The organism is uncultured Aquimarina sp. (assembly GCF_947495315.1).
In the GTDB taxonomy this organism is placed as follows: Bacteria; Bacteroidota; Bacteroidia; order Flavobacteriales; family Flavobacteriaceae; genus Aquimarina.
On sequence record NZ_CANLYD010000007.1, the window covers coordinates 1 to 17227 of the forward strand.

Annotated in this window: 16 protein-coding genes; 1 reads left to right on the plus strand and 15 read right to left on the minus strand. The window is 34.4% G+C overall.

Going from position 1 to position 17227, the window contains the following annotated elements:
* The first annotated feature begins 351 nt into the window (after positions 1-351).
* A complete protein-coding gene (locus Q0910_RS13655) occupies positions 352-1683 on the plus strand; it encodes a tyrosine-type recombinase/integrase (protein ID WP_299217557.1) in 1332 nt (443 codons plus the stop codon).
* Here the strand turns inward: Q0910_RS13655 and Q0910_RS13660 are convergent.
* The 15 genes from Q0910_RS13660 to Q0910_RS13730 form a co-directional block, all read right to left on the minus strand.
* The gene (locus tag Q0910_RS13660) at positions 1673-2464 is read right to left on the minus strand and encodes a M90 family metallopeptidase (protein WP_299217560.1); all 792 of its coding nucleotides are present in this window, start codon (positions 2462-2464) and stop codon (positions 1673-1675) included. The genes Q0910_RS13655 and Q0910_RS13660 overlap by 11 nt on opposite strands.
* Positions 2465-2483: 19 nt before the next feature.
* On the minus strand, positions 2484-2696 hold the full coding sequence (locus tag Q0910_RS13665; protein ID WP_062054114.1) for a heavy-metal-associated domain-containing protein: 213 nt from the start codon (positions 2694-2696) through the stop codon (positions 2484-2486).
* 23 nt (positions 2697-2719) lie between these two features.
* The gene (locus Q0910_RS13670; protein WP_299217565.1) at positions 2720-4978 is read right to left on the minus strand and encodes a heavy metal translocating P-type ATPase; all 2259 of its coding nucleotides are present in this window, start codon (positions 4976-4978) and stop codon (positions 2720-2722) included.
* 139 nt (positions 4979-5117) lie between these two features.
* A complete protein-coding gene (locus Q0910_RS13675; RefSeq protein ID WP_062054428.1) occupies positions 5118-5732 on the minus strand; it encodes a class I SAM-dependent methyltransferase in 615 nt (204 codons plus the stop codon).
* A gap of 11 nt (positions 5733-5743) precedes the next feature.
* Positions 5744-7705, minus strand: a complete 1962-nt coding sequence (locus tag Q0910_RS13680; protein ID WP_299217570.1) for a heavy metal translocating P-type ATPase — start codon at positions 7703-7705, stop codon at positions 5744-5746.
* 58 nt (positions 7706-7763) lie between these two features.
* Positions 7764-8177 carry a transcriptional repressor gene (locus tag Q0910_RS13685; RefSeq protein WP_289194927.1) on the minus strand — a complete coding sequence of 138 codons (414 nt, stop codon included), beginning with the start codon at positions 8175-8177 and terminating at the stop codon, positions 7764-7766.
* Positions 8178-8180: 3 nt separating this feature from the next.
* Positions 8181-9383: an efflux RND transporter periplasmic adaptor subunit gene (locus tag Q0910_RS13690; protein ID WP_289194928.1), complete on the minus strand. Its 1203-nt coding sequence runs from the start codon at positions 9381-9383 to the stop codon at positions 8181-8183.
* Positions 9384-9387: 4 nt separating this feature from the next.
* Positions 9388-13722: a CusA/CzcA family heavy metal efflux RND transporter gene (locus Q0910_RS13695; RefSeq protein ID WP_299217578.1), complete on the minus strand. Its 4335-nt coding sequence runs from the start codon at positions 13720-13722 to the stop codon at positions 9388-9390.
* 109 nt (positions 13723-13831) lie between these two features.
* Positions 13832-14137, minus strand: a complete 306-nt coding sequence (locus Q0910_RS13700) for a DUF6660 family protein (protein ID WP_062054126.1) — start codon at positions 14135-14137, stop codon at positions 13832-13834.
* A gap of 55 nt (positions 14138-14192) precedes the next feature.
* The gene (locus Q0910_RS13705; protein WP_289194930.1) at positions 14193-14399 is read right to left on the minus strand and encodes a GDCCVxC domain-containing (seleno)protein; all 207 of its coding nucleotides are present in this window, start codon (positions 14397-14399) and stop codon (positions 14193-14195) included.
* Positions 14399-15028, minus strand: a complete 630-nt coding sequence (gene merTP / locus Q0910_RS13710) for a mercuric transport protein MerTP (protein ID WP_299217586.1) — start codon at positions 15026-15028, stop codon at positions 14399-14401. Before merTP ends, Q0910_RS13705 begins: the two co-directional genes overlap by 1 nt.
* A 1-nt stretch (position 15029) precedes the next feature.
* Positions 15030-15401, minus strand: a complete 372-nt coding sequence (locus Q0910_RS13715; protein WP_289194932.1) for a metalloregulator ArsR/SmtB family transcription factor — start codon at positions 15399-15401, stop codon at positions 15030-15032.
* Positions 15402-15715: 314 nt separating this feature from the next.
* Positions 15716-16279: a DUF305 domain-containing protein gene (locus tag Q0910_RS13720; protein ID WP_299217592.1), complete on the minus strand. Its 564-nt coding sequence runs from the start codon at positions 16277-16279 to the stop codon at positions 15716-15718.
* A gap of 149 nt (positions 16280-16428) precedes the next feature.
* Positions 16429-16995 (minus strand): AraC family transcriptional regulator, encoded by a 567-nt coding sequence (locus Q0910_RS13725; protein WP_299217595.1) that lies wholly within the window; start codon positions 16993-16995, stop codon positions 16429-16431.
* Between the two features lie 5 nt (positions 16996-17000).
* Positions 17001-17195, minus strand: a complete 195-nt coding sequence (locus Q0910_RS13730; protein WP_299217599.1) for a hypothetical protein — start codon at positions 17193-17195, stop codon at positions 17001-17003.
* Positions 17196-17227 lie beyond the last annotated feature (32 nt).

Genomic DNA, 17227 nt, shown 5'->3' on the forward strand with positions numbered 1-17227 from the left:
TGTCAAAAATGTAGAATTCTTCCTTTTTAGATTAACACAAATATTTGCATAAACACAACAATTGGTCTTGATCCGATATTTGCTCGCGTCTAGATCAATAAAACAAAAAAGCCTCACATTTCTGTGAAGCTTTATTTAGTAGCGGGAACTGGACTCGAACCAGTGACCTTCGGGTTATGAGCTTAAAGGTAACACCCTTATATATCAATCATAATATCATTAAATATATGATTTATAGTTATATACATAAATTATAGATTCATTTAATATCATCTAAATTCAAAATATTCTGTACCTATTCTGTACCCAATTTGCTTTATTTTCTTAACTTTGTAAATATATAAATCAGATATGGCAAGTATAAAAATAGTTAGGAGGAAAAATAAAGAGCGTAAAGATGGTACCGCTCCACTTGCATTGAGAATTAGCGAAAATTACAAAACAAACTATAGATTTATAGGACAATATGTCCTTGAAAAAGACTGGGATACTAATAATGGAAAAGTAAAGCGTACACATCCAAACTCCAAAAAACTAAACAACTTCTTGTTAAAAAAATTAACTGAAGCAAACGACATCTATTTTGAGTCAAAAAAAAATCTCACACCAAGAGAGGTAAAACAAAAATTAAAAGGCGCCGGTGGTACTAAGTCATTTTTCGCAATAGCCTCAAATAGAGTTATGAATAAATATGAGAAAGGTATATTCTCAGTAGCAAAATCTGAATTATCAATTTTATATAATCTTGAAGAATTTTTAAATCTTAATACATCGAAAGACAAAGCAACAATAATTCAAGACATAAAAAATCGCAGAAAAGAACGAGTAAGTAAAGGTAGAAAAGGGGAACACTCCTTTTTAGATTCAGTAAATCACTTCAAGAAAAACAAGTCACTAAAATTTCAAGATATTACAGAATCGTTCTTAGATAACTACAAGGATTTTTGTACTGTCTATCTTGGTCAACAATCACGTACCGTCGTTAACCAACTTATCTTTATACGCACTCTCTTTAATAAAGCGATTAAAGATGGTATCGTTGATGTTAAATACTACCCGTTTGGTAGTGATAAACAGAAAATTCGAATTAGCTCTGGTCATAAAATTGGTTTAACCATTAATGAAGTTGAAAAAATTGAAAATTTAGATTTAGAAATTCGAACATCAATATGGCACACACGTAACGTATGGCTTATCGCATTTTATTTTGCAGGCATAAGAATTTCTGATAGCGTACAACTGAGATGGGCAGATTTTGTAGATAACAGATTGTTATATACAATGGATAAAAACGAAAAACCTGTGAGCTTAAAAATTCCAAGCAAGGCTGCAAAGATTTTAAGTATATATAAGAAATCAAAAGAAGAAAATGGTGGTTATGTTTTTCCTTTTTTAAAAGACACAAATATCGCGAATGATGAAGAAGTTTTTAAAAAGACGAGAAATGCAACGAAACTATTCAATAAATACTTAAAACGCATTGCGAAAAGATGCAATCTTAATAAAAATCTTTCAAATCATATTGCGCGGCACACCTTCGGAAATATCGCTGGCGACAAAATACATCCGTTGATGCTCCAAAAACTATACCGTCATAGCGATTTAAAGACAACTTTAAATTATCAAGCCAATTTTATCCATAAAGATGCTGATGATGCATTGGATAGCGTAGTTAATTTTTGATTGGATTTGTATTTGTTAGTCTTTGATTAAAACACTTTACCAACATTTTATACAATTCTGGATGTTTCTTTTTTAGTAAGTCTGGACGTTCAAAAAAATATTCTGAAGCTACTGCAAAAAATTCAGCCTGATTTGTACCTCCATATTTTCGGATATCAGAATGATTATCATTTATCGCTTCTATTTCCTTATGGATTAAGTTCAACCAAGGTATGGCATATTGATGTTCTAATAATCGCTCTGGCACACCATCTGTTCTCTCGTCTAATTTATCAATAAGATGAACAAATTCGTGTATGCCGGTATTGCTTTTATCGGTTGTATTTTTAAAACCGTGATATAATGCTTTTTTAGATAAAATCATTTGCTTCTGGAAACGTCCATTCCCAACAATTCCTCCAATATTACGCGAATTACCTTTGCTACCAAATTGCATATCCTCGTTGAAGTTATCCGGATACAGTAGAATTCCACTTAAATTGGTGTAATGCCATTCTTTAAAGCCAAAAACAGGTATTACTGCACTCGCAGCAATTAAAATCTTGTCGAGCTCTTGCAATTCCAATTGTACGCCATCAATATAGACTTCACTTAAAAATTGCATCATTCGCTGCTGAAAAGCTACTTGTCTTTCCTTTGAAAGATTACGATAGTAGAGCACATTATCTAACAACAGACTGTGCCAATGCTTTGGGAAAGGCTGCACCTTTTGTCGCTGTGCTTTTCTATAAAAGTGAACAACCAAAAGAAGAATGACACTTAAGAGAATAACGTAACTCATATTAATTTATTTAAAGGTATTACTCTAAGGACTCTGCCTTAAATCCTACTTTTTGCAAAGTAGCTTTTACATCTTCTTCTGAGGCACCATCACTTTCTACTGTTAGAATTTTATCTGGATTCGCAGTATCAACTTCCCAGCTTTCAACACCATCTTGTTTGTTTAAAAAAGGGGTTACTTTTGATACACAACCACCACAATTGATATTTGTTTTAAATTTTAAAGTTTTCATAGTATTTGAATTTATAATTAATCTTAAAGTTTTACTCGTTTAAGCCTTAAGCTATTTAGAACGACAGAAACGCTACTGAATGCCATTGCCATTCCTGCTATCATTGGGTCCAATAAAAATCCATTTACGGGATACAAAACGCCTGCTGCAATTGGAATCCCAATGAGATTATATATGAATGCCCAAAACAGATTCTGGCGTATGCCCAATACGGTTCTTTTTGATAGTTCCAACGCTTTTGGAATAGATTGCAAATCAGACGTTATCAAGGTCATTTTCGCAACGTCCATTGCTATGTCCGAACCTTTACCCATTGCGATACTTACATTGGCTTGTGCCAAAGCGTGGGAATCATTGATACCATCACCAACCATAGCTACTATCTTACCATCAGCTTGCAGTTTTTCCACAAAAGCTGCTTTCTCTGAAGGCATTACTTCCCCTTGGTAATTTGTTATTCCTACTTGTTTTGCGACAGCAGATGCAGTTTTATTATTATCTCCTGTAAGCATATAAACCTCGATACCTCGTTCCTGAAGCGTTGCAATGGCCTTTTTTGAAGTTTGCTTAATCTTGTCTGCAATAGCGAGTATCGCCAGCACTTGTTTTTCATTACCGAAGAAAATGACTGTTTTTGCTTGTTCTTCGAGGCTTTCTGCTGTTTGCATTAAGGCAGCATCGATTTGAATATCATTCTTGACCATTAATTTATGGTTGCCTACAAAGTATTTTGTCCCATTTTCCGATTCTGCTTTAACACCCATTCCCGTGATACTTTCAAAAGAAGTGATTTCGGCGGGTTGAACATCTTGTTCCTTAAAATGGTTGACTACCGCTTCTGCCAAAGGATGTTCTGATTGTGCTTCTATTGCCAAAAGAATTTGTTTGTATTGATTTTGATTTTCAAGTTTATCCTTCCAAAGTATATCAGTTACTAACGGTTTCCCTTCTGTAATGGTACCCGTTTTATCAAGAATGACCGCATTCACTTTATGACCGAGTTCTAAACTCTCGGCATCTTTTATAAGAATATTGTTTTCTGCACCTTTACCAATACCCACCATAATGGCAGTAGGTGTTGCCAAACCTAACGCACAAGGACAGGCTATAACCAATACTGCTACAGATGTCAACAAGGCTTGTGAAAATGCATTATCGCCTCCAGCCGACATCCAAACAATAAAGGTAATAACAGAAATCCCTAATACAATCGGAACAAATATTCCTGCGATTTTATCAACCAGTTTCTGTACAGGTGCTTTACTTCCTTGGGCTTCCTGAACCATTTTAATGATTTGGGAAAGCAAGGTTTCTCCACCTACTTTTTCAGCGGTAAATTGAAAACTACCTTTTTGGTTTACCGTACCCGCAAATACTTTTCCACCATCTGATTTTTCTACTGGAACAGGTTCTCCCGTAATCATACTTTCATCTACATAAGAGCTTCCTTTAGACACCAACCCATCTACAGGAATTTTATCTCCAGGTTTTACCAAAATAGTTTGACCTACTTGCACAGTCGAAATAGAAATCTCCTTTTCTTCCCCATTCTCAATAATCTTTAGCGTTTTGGGTTGTAAACCCATCAGCTTTTTAATGGCTGAAGAGGTATTGGATTTTGCCTTTTCTTCCAAAAGTTTCCCCAAGGAAATAAAAGTTATAATGACAGTAGCCGCCTCATAATAGACGTGAGGCTCGATACCACGGCTCAACCAAAATTCAGGAAAAAAGGTGTTGAAAATACTAAACAAAAATGCAATTCCGGTACTCAAGGCCACCAAGGTATCCATATTCGCCTTACCGTTTTTCGCTTGCTTGAAAGCATTGACAAAAAAGCTACGCCCAAACCAAAACAGAATAGGGAAAGCCAATAGTAAAGAAATCCACTTACCTGGTTCCCATTTCATAAAAAACATTCCTAATACAAAAATTGGAAGCGTAAGAATGGCTGACCAAATAGTGCGATTTTTTATGTCTTGATAGTGCTTTTGCTGTAGTTCTTGTTGTACTTCCGAAGGATTCTCCGCATCAATGATAATATCATAGCCCACTTCGCGAAGTGCATTTTGAAGTTGATTAGGACTCAACTCTTTGTCGTACTCTACAAGAACAGAGCTATTGGCAAAATTTACGCTTGCATCAAAAACGCCTTCCGTATGTTTTAATACAGATTCAACACTCGCTGCACAAGACGCACAGGTCATACCTGTAACCGGGAATGATTCTTTTATTCCTAATTTATGGTTCTTTTCTTTGGTTTTAAATATGTTTATGGTCTCCATAATCCTATGTTCATTTGTAGCCTACAAATTTCAGGATTTAAAGTCTTTAATATGTTACGTTATTTGCTGAAGGATTTGTAGAATTTACTCATTCACCTTCTTTTATTCAGAAAAATTCAACGGCAATGATTATGAATGATTACGTTATTTTTCTAAACCAGCAAAACACGAAATTTTGATTGGTATCAAAGGGCGTTTTATGGTCAATTTTAATGCACCTAATTTTATCAAAGTACATTTTAAATTGATTGGTCATGGTGCTTTCCGAATATTGTTTTATCTCTAAACCACTACACTTTTTGGGACCATTTTCAGAAAAAGTGGCAACAACTAAATTACCGTTCTTATTTAGATACTCTTGAACAGTTTCGATATAACCATTTATATCTTGTAATTCTGTTAAGAAATGAAATGCTGCTCTATCGTGCCAAAAGTCATAGTGTTCTGGTGGTGAAAAATCAGCAACATCGGCTACAATCCATTTTACTTTCTTTGATTGGCCTTTTAAACGTTGTTTAGCTCTATCTAATGCAGCTTCAGAAATGTCTAACACCGTGATATCTTTATAACCTAGCTTTAATAAATTATCTACCAAAAAACTATCTCCACCACCAATATCGATGATTTTTGCAGATTTAGAAATATTAGATTCTTTAAAAAAAGATAAAGATGTTTCTGGCACAACTTCATACCAACTCACTTCGTTTAAGGGTTTTGTTTTAAAAACGTTTTCCCAATGTTCTTTTCTCTTCATAGTATTATGCTTTAACTCCAAGTCATTCTTTGCAATCTAACAGCATTCAATATTGCTAACAATGCAACACCAACATCTGCAAAAACTGCTTCCCACATTGTTGCTAAACCACCTGCTCCTAAAATTAATACTATAACTTTTACGCCAAAAGCCAATATGATATTCTGCCATACAATTTTTCGAGTGGAACGACTAATTTTAATAGCTCTAACTACTTTTGAAGGTTGGTCGGTTTGAATAATGACATCTGCGGTTTCAATAGCCACATCACTTCCTAAGCCACCCATAGCTATACCCACGTTACTTGCTGCTAAAACAGGTGCATCATTGATGCCATCACCTATAAATGCTACTTTGTTTTCTGGATTCTTCTTTAAAGCTTCAACTTCATTTAGCTTATCCTCTGGTAATAATCCTCCTTTAGCTTTTTCAATTCCTAATTCTCTTGCGACTTGTTGGGTAATGGAATGTTTGTCACCAGAGAGCATTATTATATTTTTGACACCTACTTTGTGCAAATTGGTAATTGTTTCTTTGGCATCATCTTTTAATTCATCTGCAATAACAACATAGCCTGCAAATGTATTGTCTATTGATACTAACACTATAGATTCTACAATAGTTTCTGTTTCCTCTAAAGCATTGATTTTATTGGCTGTCATTAGAGCTTTGTTACCAACTAAAACAGTCTTACCATTTACAATACCTTTTAAACCTTTTCCTGCTATTTCAGATACTTCGGAAGCCTTGTAATCTGCACCCTCATCTTTATATTCCAAAATGGCTTTTGCGATTGGATGTGTGGATTGTTCTTCCATAGCCATTAGGTATTTCATAAATTCAGATTCTTCCCAACCTATAGACTTGATTTCCTTGATTTTGAAAACACCTTTGGTAACCGTTCCTGTTTTGTCCATCACCAATGCATTTATTTTGGTCATAGCATCTAAAAAGGAAGCTCCTTTGAACAAAATTCCATTTTTTGAAGCTGCACCCAATCCTCCGAAATAACCCAACGGAATGGATATGACTAAAGCACAAGGACAGGATATAACCAAAAATATTAAGGCACGATATAACCAGTCTCTAAAGACATAATCATCTACGAAAAAGTAAGGAATGAAAGTAACACCAATAGCCAAAAACACAACAATTGGTGTATAAATGCGTGCAAATTGCCTGATGAATAATTCTGTTTTTGATTTTCTTGCTGTTGCATTCTGCACCATATCTAAAATTCTCGCAATGGAACTATCCTTAAACTCTTTGGTAGTTTCAATTTCAATAACACCATCCATATTAATACTGCCTGCAAATACTTTCTCGCCTTTTGCAATTGTATCAGGTTTGCTTTCGCCTGTCAATGCTGCTGTATTAAATGAGCCTTTTTCGGAAAGTAGAATACCGTCTAAAGGCACTTTTTCGCCAACACGGACTTGCACTTTTTCTCCAATTTCAACCGTTTCTGGACTTACAGAAATGTAATCATTATTGCGATATACCAAAGCCTCATTAGGACGTACATCGAGCAAAGCTTTAATATTGCCCTTTGCTTTATTTACTGCTGCACTTTGAAATAACTCACCAACAGCATAGAATAACATTACCGCTACTCCTTCAGGATATTCTCCAATTACGAATGCGCCTATGGTTGCAATAGACATTAAGAAAAATTCGGTAAAAAAATCGCCACTTATAATACTGTTCCACCCTTCCTTTATCACAGGAAAACCTACGGGAATATAGGCTACCACATACCATAGTAAACGAATCCATCCTTTAAAATATGGGAACATATCGAAATAATCGATAGCAACACCTATCATTAACATTACAAAACTGAAAATTGCTGGCAAATAGGTATTAAACTTTCCTACGCTTTCTGAACCACTGTGATTGTGACCATCATTTTGACTATGCTCTTTTTTAGGATTTGGCTTTATATCTCGTAAATTGAGTTTCTTTTTCTTCATTATTAAATTATTAATAATTCAAAGCTATTGTAAAATTGCCTGCAATGGAAGTGCATTATTAACCACTACATTTATCACAAATACCTTTTACTACCAAGTTTACATTTTCTGAAATAAAACCTTCTGGCACTTTAATTTGAGGTATTTTATGTTCTGTTAAGCAAATGGTTTCATTACAGTTATTGCAATGAAAGTGTAAATGCAAATCTGTTTCAATCTCACAATTGCATCCCTTTTCACACAACGCATATTTTGTAATTCCTGTACCATCGTCTATTTGATGTACAATCGCTTTTTCTTCAAAGGTTTTTACTGTTCTATATAATGTAGTTCTATCTGCTTTTTCAAAAGCATTTTCGATATCACTCAAAGTTACTGCTACTTGTTTCTCAGCAAGAAACTTATATATCAGCAAACGCATTGCTGTTATGCGAATATCTTTTGACTCCAATAATTGTTCAATTGTTTTCATAATCTAATCTTCGTGTTCTGCTTCGCCTTTTTTCATTTCTGCAATAAGATAGTAGGCATTATTGTAGGCAAATTTTGCATTTGACTCTATGTCTTCAGAAAATTGAACCGCTATCCAATTGTCGTCTTTTGCACCCAAAATAACTTCTACTGGTTTAAAACTCCAATCGTCATTTTCTTTTTCTACTGAAAAAACATAATACCTATCACCGTCTTTAATAATGGCACTTTCAGGAAGTGCTTTTGTTTTGGTGTTCTCTACTTGAATTTTACCTTGAATATACATCCCAGGGATTAGGTTGCCTTTTTTGTTCTCAATTTCAGCATGAACGTGTACCGCTTTTGGGTTATCTTCAAATGTTTTACTTACAGAATATATTTCTGCTATAAGTTCTGTGTCAGGTATGGACTGTATGGTAAATGTTACTTTCTGCCCTTTCTTTACTTTATATACATCTTTTTCAAAAACCATTAAATCTGCGTGAACGTGATGCGTGTTTACGATTTCGAAAAGTTCGGTTTGTGGTTCTACATATTGCCCTGTTTTAACTTCAACTTTTTGCACGAAACCATCTATTGGACTTCGTAATGATATACTTTGAGCAATTGTTCCATTTCGTACCGATGACGTATTTATGTTTAATAGTCTCAATTGAGCTTCCAATCCATTTACCATAGCTTTAGAGGCATCATATTCTGCTTCGGCTTTTTGAAAATTGGCACCAGAACCTACTCCTGAATCATATAATTTTTGCTGACGTTCATAGTTCTTCTTTAAAAAATTACTGTTGCTAAAAGCATTCAAATAATCGGTCTGCATTTTTATAATATTAGGATGTGATAGATACGCAACGACTTGACCTTTATTAACTTTATCGCCTTCAATAACTTTTATAGATACCACATTTGCACCAACTACAGAAGTTATTGCCGCTTCGTTTTGTGGTGGTACTTCCAATGCGCCATTAGCTTCTACATAACCGCTCATATTGCGTAATACTAAGGTGTCTGTTTTCATTTTTAAAGCGTCAAACTGTTGCTGTGAAAGCATAACTTCTTCTTCACTATGGTCTTCTTTAGTTTCTGATTTTGCATCATCATTTTGTGAATGGCCATCTTCACTATTGTGATTATCCTTATCTCCACAAGCAACAATTAAAAGGGAAACTGTTAGCAATGCTAAGATTATATATTGTATGTTTTTCATTTTCTTATTGATTAAAATATTGTAGTTGAAATGTACTTTCTAAATAATTTATTAATGCTTCTTGAGCTTCTAATTCAGATTGAATAGCTTCTTTTATGAGTTGTGTAAACCCTGTATAATCTATCTCTCCTTCTTTATAGGCAAATAAGGCACCTGCTTTTTGCTCTTTTACAAGTGGTAACACCTTATTTTTATAAAAAACCCAAGACGTTTTCCATTTTTGGTAATTCTCTTTTGATTGTATAAACTTAGATTGTACTTCTTGTTTTTTGAACTGAATGTTCGAGTCGGCTATTTCCTTATCGATTTTTGAAGTTTTAACCTTTGCTTTATTTGTGCCAGACAAAAAAGGAATGGAAACACCTGCTTGATAGGTATAAAACCCTGAATTACCATTTACGTTTTGTAAGCCACCTTGAAGATTTAACTTGGGTAAATTATCAGCTTTGGCAGCTTTATATGTTGCTTCTGCTTCTGTTACCTGTAATTGTGCAATACCATATAAAGGATGTTCCTCCAGATTAAAAGCATCAACATCGATTTCACTAGTAATTTCAAAATCATTAGAAACCGAATAGAATGTATCAGAAACCAACCATAAATTTAACTGTTGTAATGCAATATCATATTCGCTTTTTGATTGCATAAATTTATTCTGAATCTGTAAGGCTTGATTTTTAGCTGCTGAATATTCCAATCTTGAAATGGCTTCTACTTCATAATTTAAGGCAACAGCTTTTTCGAAGTTGATATAAATAGAATCTAACTCTTTGTACAAATTATAATTCCTTTTACTCTGCAAGGCATTTGCCCAAGCTTTTTTCACTTCCAGTTCTAATTCCAATTCTGAAAGTTGAAACGCTTTTTGAGCTAATTGAATGCGTCGTTCTTGCAATCGCTTTTTTGCAGAAATACCAAACACATCAATGTTGCTTTGACTAATTCCTATAGTAGTATAAACACCATTTCCGCTATTAATTTCCTCGCCTCCTGTAAATATTTGAGTTGTACCAAAATCATAGGCAGTAGCTTTTAGTTGTTCCTGTTTTGTGATTTCCAACTGCTTTTGCTTCAACAACGGATAATTGTTTTTTGAGAGTTTTACAGCCTCCTGTATTGTTATTTCAGGAAGTGTATCGCTTATCTGTTGAGCGTTACTTTGTGTCGAAAAACCAAACATTATAAGTAAAACCGCAGTTGCTGTAACTATCTTTTTATTCATTTTGAACTTAAACGATTTGTTTTCTACCCAATGGTACAAAATTGGTAACACGAATAAAGTAAGCAAAGTAGAAGTTAGTAAGCCACCTATAACCACAGTTGCCAATGGACGTTGTACTTCTGCACCAGCTGATGCGGAAATTGCCATAGGTAAAAAGCCCAATACATCTGTAAATGCTGTTAGCATTATAGGTCTAATTCTTCGTTTAGTACCCTCTACAATCCTATCTTTTAGATTAGCTACGCCTTCCTCTTTCAATTCGTTGAGTCCGCTAATCATTACCAATCCATTTAAAACCGCAACGCCAAATAGCACAATAAAACCAACGCCTGCCGAAATACTAAATGGCATATCTCTCAACCATAACGCGACAACACCACCAATGGTTGCCATAGGAATGGCTATATAAATCATTAAGGTTTGTGGTAATGATTTTAAAGCAAAATATATGAGTACAAAAATGAGTAATAATGCTATTGGCACTACAGTTTGCAATCTGTTACTTGCACGTTCCAAATTCTCAAAAGCGCCACCATAGCGAATAAAATAACCTGAAGGCAATTCTAATTGTGAATCTAGTTTTTTCTTTATTTCAGTTACCAATGATTTTACATCACGACCTCTCACATTGATACCTACATAGGTTCTTCTATTGGTGTTATCTCTGCTTATTTGCATTGGTCCTGCTTTGTAGCTAACATCTGCAATTTCACGTAATGGAATTTGAGTGCGAGAAGGTAGATTGATGTAGAGGTTTTGAACATCTGAAATATCCTTTCGGTTTTGAGAACTTAAACGCACCACTAAATCGAAGCGTTTTTCACCTTCAAAAATCACGCCTGCCGTACCACCAGCAAATGCAGATTGTACAGTTTGATTTAGCGCATTTATTTGAAGTCCGTATTGCGCTAATTTATCCCTATCGTAATTAATAGTCATCTGTGGTAGTCCGGTTGTTGCCTCCGCTTTCATATCACCAATACCTTCTGTACCTGCAATAATTTTAGATATTTCTTCAGCTTTTTGAGACAACACATCAATATCTTCACCATATAGTTTTATGGCAATATCTTCTCGAACACCTTCAAGCAATTCATTAAAGCGCATTTCAATAGGTTGGGTAAACTCATAATTAACGCCCGGAACGATTTCAACCGCTTCTTTCATTTTCTCAATCAGCTCATCTTTAGTAGTAGCTGTCGTCCATTCGCTTTTTGGTTTTAGAATTACGAAAACATCCGCTAAATCCATTGGCATTGGGTCTGTTGGTATTTCTGCAACACCAATACGACTAACTATTTTTTCGACTTCTGGAAATTTAGCTTTTACAATTTGCTCTATTTTTGTCGTTGTTTCAATGGTTTCTGTTAGAGAACTACCTGGTTTTAATATGGCGTGAAATGCAATGTCACCTTCATCCAGTTGCGGGATGAACTCGCCGCCCATTTGGCTAAACATAAAAACTGCAATTCCGAATAGCACGACTGCAATACCTATAATCCATTTTCCTTTTTGCAATGCCTTTACCAATAATGGTTGATATTTATCCTCAACCCAATGCACAAATCTATCTCCATAAGATTTTTTGTCGTTTTTTGGTGCTCTTAATACCAATGCAGACATCATTGGTACATACGTCAAACAAAGCACCATTGCACCTATCATAGCAAAAATGAAAGTTAATGCCATTGGTTTAAACATTTTCCCTTCTATACCTTGTAAAGCAAGAATTGGAAGAAACACAATAAGAATAATAAGCTGACCGAAAAAGGCAGCATTCATCATTTTTTTTGAAGCATTAGAAGCTACTTTATCGCGCTCTTTAGCTGTAAGGCTTTTCTTTTTTAGGACTTGAGATGTAATGAGAAAAACAGTACTTTCAACAATAATTACTGCACCATCGACAATAATTCCAAAATCTATTGCCCCCAAACTCATTAGATTTGCCCACACGTCGAATACATTCATCAATATAAAGGCAAACAACAGAGACAACGGAATGGTCGAAGCTACTATTAAACCACCTCGCCAGTTTCCTAATAAGAAAATAAGAACGAAAATGACTATTAGTGCGCCTTCAATTAGATTGGTTGCAACTGTAGAGGTTGTTTCGCCAATTAATTTACTTCGGTCTAACAATGATTCAATAATGATTCCTTCAGGTAATGACTTTTCTATTTGTGCCATTCGCTCCTTTACATTAGCGATAACATCATTGGAATTAGCACCTTTAAGCATCATCACCAATCCACCTACAACTTCACCCTCACCATCTTGTGTTAATGCACCATAGCGAATTGCAGAACCAAATTGAACTGTAGCAATATCACCAATAGTTACAGGAATATTATTAACGTTCTTGACCGTTATTTTTTTAATATCCTCTAAACTGCGCACCAACCCTTCCCCACGAATAAAATTAGCTTGATGGTTTTTTTCGATGTATGCGCCACCTGTATTTTGGTTATTAGCTTCAAGTGCATTAAATACATCTGTAATAGTCAAACCAATAGCGTTTAAATCGTTTGGGTCAACAGCGACTTCGTACTGCTTAATTTTGCCGCCTATAGCATTGACTTCAACCACACCTTCAACCATAGCCATTTGACGCTGTACAATCCAATCTTGCATAGAACGCAAGTCTGCAATGGTATATTTGTCTTTAAACTCTGGTGCTACTTTTAGTGTGTATTGGTAAATTTCTCCTAAACCTGTTGAAATGGGACCCATAGTGGGTTCGCCAAAACCCGCTGGAATTTGCTCTTTGACTTCGTTTAGTTTTTCTGCTACTAATTGTCGCGGCAAATATGTTCCCATATCATCATCGAACACAATGGTAACCACCGATAAGCCAAAACGAGAAATTGACCTAATTTCCTGTACATTGGGAAGGTTGCTCATTGCGACTTCAACAGGATAGGTTACAATTTGCTCAATATCTTCCGTTCCCAAATTTGGTGCTTGTGTAATAACCTGCACTTGGTTGTTGGTAATATCTGGAACAGCATCAATTGGTACTTGGGTCATACTCCAAATACCTGCTCCAATAATGGTGAGCGTTAGCAAACCAATTATGAATTTGTTATTGATTGAAAAATCAATGATTTTATTAATCATAGAAAATGTATTAATTCAGTTGAAAATTTGATGAAAGTTTGGATAAACCCATCGAATAAAAATGACCAATACGGTCAAAAAAGGATATAGTTATCCTATAAAAACTGAATTATACCTGGGGTGGTTGTAAGATGGTGGAATTGAAGTCTTTTTCCAGACCGTTGAAGTGATAAAACACTTCTGTAGAAATATCGTTTGTATCTATTGTAAAGTCTACAATTTTAAAATATGTTGCGTGGATATGGCAACAATGACAATTGCAGAATGGCGAACACAAATCTGAATTTTGATGATCGTCACCGACAGCCTGTGAAATTTCTATTTTAACTTCATTATCAAGCGCAACATTATCTTCACAAGGTGCCAAGTTAAGCGCGAAAATATAAATTGATAATATGAATGCTAAAAATTTCATCGTAACAAAGATATGATAAATTTAATGCAATGGTTGTGCAAAAATCTATTCTGAATTAGCAACAGTTTTTATTCTCTTGAATTGGCGGACAAGGTACAGTTCCATAAGAGCAGTAAACACAACAATCTCCTTCTTTTGGTTTCAGAACCTTTTTACAATTTTCACACTCATAAAAAAACTGACACGCATTTGTTGGCATGTCTTCTGCTTTTTTATGTCCGCAGTTGGGGCATGTAATTTCTGATTTTAATTGGATTTCCATTAGTTTTCTTCCTTGTCGGTTACTTTATAACCTGTTGAGTTAATTGCTTTCTCAATTTCCATTTCATTCGTCTTGGTTTTGTCAAATTCAATAATTGCATTTCCTTTTTCGTAGGACGTCTTTGAATTTACAATTCCATTAAGTTTATTTACTTCGTGGTTGACGTGTTCTTCACAGCTTGCACAAGTCATTCCGCTGATTTTGAATTCAGTTGTTTTTATGTCCGATTTGTCAACTAAGATTATTTGCTTTTCTGTGTTTGGGTAAAAAATTCCTGAATAGTATGGAAAAGCCAACATCACAATTGCAAATGCGGTTACAATTCCTAAAAAGGTTTTTGATTGAATAAGTTTTGTTTTTCCTGCCTTGCCGGCAGGCAGGTCGTCCGTCTCACATTCGCAGTCAATTTCTTTTTGCGATTTTAGTTTTTGATACCAAGCAAAACCAAGAACTAAAATTGTTAGTCCGATTAAATAAGGTCTAAAAGGCTCAATCCAAGAAAATGTTGAAGCAATTCCGCTTGTTCCTGCGATTAAAGCCAAAACTGGTGTCATACAGCATATTGATGCCGCTATTGCTGAAATTATTCCAGTGTAAGCTGCTGTATTTGATGATTTTTCCATATTCATTCTATGCTACTTTTTTGTTTTCTTTAAGCCTGCCGAAAATTCCTTCCAATACTTCGCTTGAATCTTTCACCAAAGAGTAATACAACGTTTGACCATCTCGTCTCGAAGAAATCAATCCGGCATCCTTCATCTTTCGAATGTGTTGTGAAATTGCCGGGACACTCATTTGCAGTATATCTGAAAAATCACAAGGACAAAGCTCACCTTCCTCGTTCAACAGGAATAGAATCTTCAGTCTGGTTTCATTACCTGCCAGGGCCAGTATCTTACCAATACTATTGATTAATTCTGAGCTTGTATTCAAAGTGTTACGACAGCGCATCAACTGCTTCTGGTCTGCCTCTGCACGGGTGCAACTTAATTCAAGAGCCATAATTAAAAATTTAGCAAATTTACAATTATATAATTATTTAAGCAAATACTTAAATAAACAAAAAAGATTAACATATCATTCAAATTAACTATAATTTAAAATCTCTAATATAATATTCTAAAAGCAAATGTAGTGTTTCGAGAAAAATCAATCTACTATCCTCGTTAAGAATCTTTTGCAGGCTGGTAGTCATTTTTTTAATTCATCAACCTCTAAAAGAAAAAAGATTTTCAACCTCTAAAGCCTTTCCCTAATTGGAAAGATTATTTGACGTAAATCCTTTTTCTTTTAATCGATGATGTGTGCCTATATTTTTAATCGTTTAGATTCTTTGTTTCTTCTATAAGTGATCCTTCAAATTTGGGAAGAGGACGTTTTTCTTTTTCTTCTTCTGTTTCCACTATCCCATTTTCTTTGATATCATTGATTAACCACTGCATTTCCATTATTTCCCGACGTTGTGCTTTAATGATTTCATCGGCAATTTTCCTTACTCTAATATCTTTTATTTTAGATCGTTCGCTAGTTAAAATAGCTATAGAGTGATGGGGAATCATACCCTCCATATAGTCGACACCAGTAACTGTTACTTGACTTCGGACTAGCCAAATTCCACCTGCAATCAACAAAACCCCTAGACTCAAAATCATAATATTCTTGTTTTTGTCTTTGTACATATTTAACATATACAGAAGCATAATAATGACCATCGACCCACCCATAATCAAAGTCATAAAAAATCTGGTCTCACTGTACCAGAAATGGTCAATAATCTGATATGAGTGTGTATACATTAAAAAGAACATTGCAACCATTGATGTTCCAATCATTGCGAAAAATTTTAAATAATTATTTGGCTTTTTTTCGTTGTTTTCCATAATTTATATTTTTGGTTATTTTAATTAATTTAAGTTATTAAAATTAAGATTTACACAAAACAAGTATTTGCTACAATAGATAATACTTTACCTCATTTAAAATACTAGTCGATTGTTCAACATAACAGTAGCATTAAATTCTCAATACCCTAAAAGTCATCAAGTGATTTTCTGTTTTTATTTATACTATTTTTAAACTGTGTGGGCGTCATCCCAGTAACTTTTTTAAACTGATTACTCAAATAAGCAACACTGCTATAGTTTAGCTTAAAAGCTATCTCACTTAAGGTTAATTCATCATAAACTATGAGTTCTTTTACGCGCTCAATCTTTTGGTTAATAATGTATTGTTCAAATGTGATACTCTCCACTGATGAGTATAGAGAACTTAAATATTTATAGTCTAAGTGCAATTTTTCACTAATAAAGTCTGCCCATTTAATGTTCAAATCTTCTGATGAGTGATAAATTTTGTCTACCACCAAGGCTTTCATCTGTTCTATAAGCTGACTTCTACGGTCGTTGATTAAACTGAATCCAACTTCTTGAAGCGCTTTGGAAAACTTGTTTTTATTTTCCACGCTTAAAGATTTTATTAATTCAACTTCTCCCAATTTTATTGAGCTATATGGTATCTCTAGTTCTTGTAAAATCTTAGATACTGCTGAGATACATCGTGGACATACCATATTTTTTATGTGTATTATAGAACTCATTTTTTTTAAAACAACTTTAACCCAGCTTTTGAAAGGGAATAGTAATATGCTGCAATAACAGCGATAATAAATATCACAATGATAGCAAGTACACCAATAATTTTATCTTTTCTAGAAATATTGTTTTTGTATTGGTGCTTGTTCCTTGCAGCTTTTCTCCTATTTCTTCTACTCTCACTCATCATCGTTATTCTTGCCATTGTATAATTTTATTTATGGGACTATATAATTA

Bases quoted from the DNA above. Each gene is read 5' to 3' on its own strand.
- Q0910_RS13655 (WP_299217557.1), top strand. From the start codon at position 352: ATGGCAAGTATAAAAATAGTTAGGAGGAAAAATAAAGAGCGTAAAGAT.
- Q0910_RS13660 (WP_299217560.1), bottom strand. From the start codon at position 2,464: ATGAGTTACGTTATTCTCTTAAGTGTCATTCTTCTTTTGGTTGTTCAC.
- Q0910_RS13665 (WP_062054114.1), bottom strand. From the start codon at position 2,696: ATGAAAACTTTAAAATTTAAAACAAATATCAATTGTGGTGGTTGTGTA.
- Q0910_RS13670 (WP_299217565.1), bottom strand. From the start codon at position 4,978: ATGGAGACCATAAACATATTTAAAACCAAAGAAAAGAACCATAAATTA.
- Q0910_RS13675 (WP_062054428.1), bottom strand. From the start codon at position 5,732: ATGAAGAGAAAAGAACATTGGGAAAACGTTTTTAAAACAAAACCCTTA.
- Q0910_RS13680 (WP_299217570.1), bottom strand. From the start codon at position 7,705: ATGAAGAAAAAGAAACTCAATTTACGAGATATAAAGCCAAATCCTAAA.
- Q0910_RS13685 (WP_289194927.1), bottom strand. From the start codon at position 8,177: ATGAAAACAATTGAACAATTATTGGAGTCAAAAGATATTCGCATAACA.
- Q0910_RS13690 (WP_289194928.1), bottom strand. From the start codon at position 9,383: ATGAAAAACATACAATATATAATCTTAGCATTGCTAACAGTTTCCCTT.
- Q0910_RS13695 (WP_299217578.1), bottom strand. From the start codon at position 13,722: ATGATTAATAAAATCATTGATTTTTCAATCAATAACAAATTCATAATT.
- Q0910_RS13700 (WP_062054126.1), bottom strand. From the start codon at position 14,137: ATGAAATTTTTAGCATTCATATTATCAATTTATATTTTCGCGCTTAAC.
- Q0910_RS13705 (WP_289194930.1), bottom strand. From the start codon at position 14,399: ATGGAAATCCAATTAAAATCAGAAATTACATGCCCCAACTGCGGACAT.
- merTP (WP_299217586.1), bottom strand. From the start codon at position 15,028: ATGAATATGGAAAAATCATCAAATACAGCAGCTTACACTGGAATAATT.
- Q0910_RS13715 (WP_289194932.1), bottom strand. From the start codon at position 15,401: ATGGCTCTTGAATTAAGTTGCACCCGTGCAGAGGCAGACCAGAAGCAG.
- Q0910_RS13720 (WP_299217592.1), bottom strand. From the start codon at position 16,279: ATGGAAAACAACGAAAAAAAGCCAAATAATTATTTAAAATTTTTCGCA.
- Q0910_RS13725 (WP_299217595.1), bottom strand. From the start codon at position 16,995: ATGAGTTCTATAATACACATAAAAAATATGGTATGTCCACGATGTATC.
- Q0910_RS13730 (WP_299217599.1), bottom strand. From the start codon at position 17,195: ATGGCAAGAATAACGATGATGAGTGAGAGTAGAAGAAATAGGAGAAAA.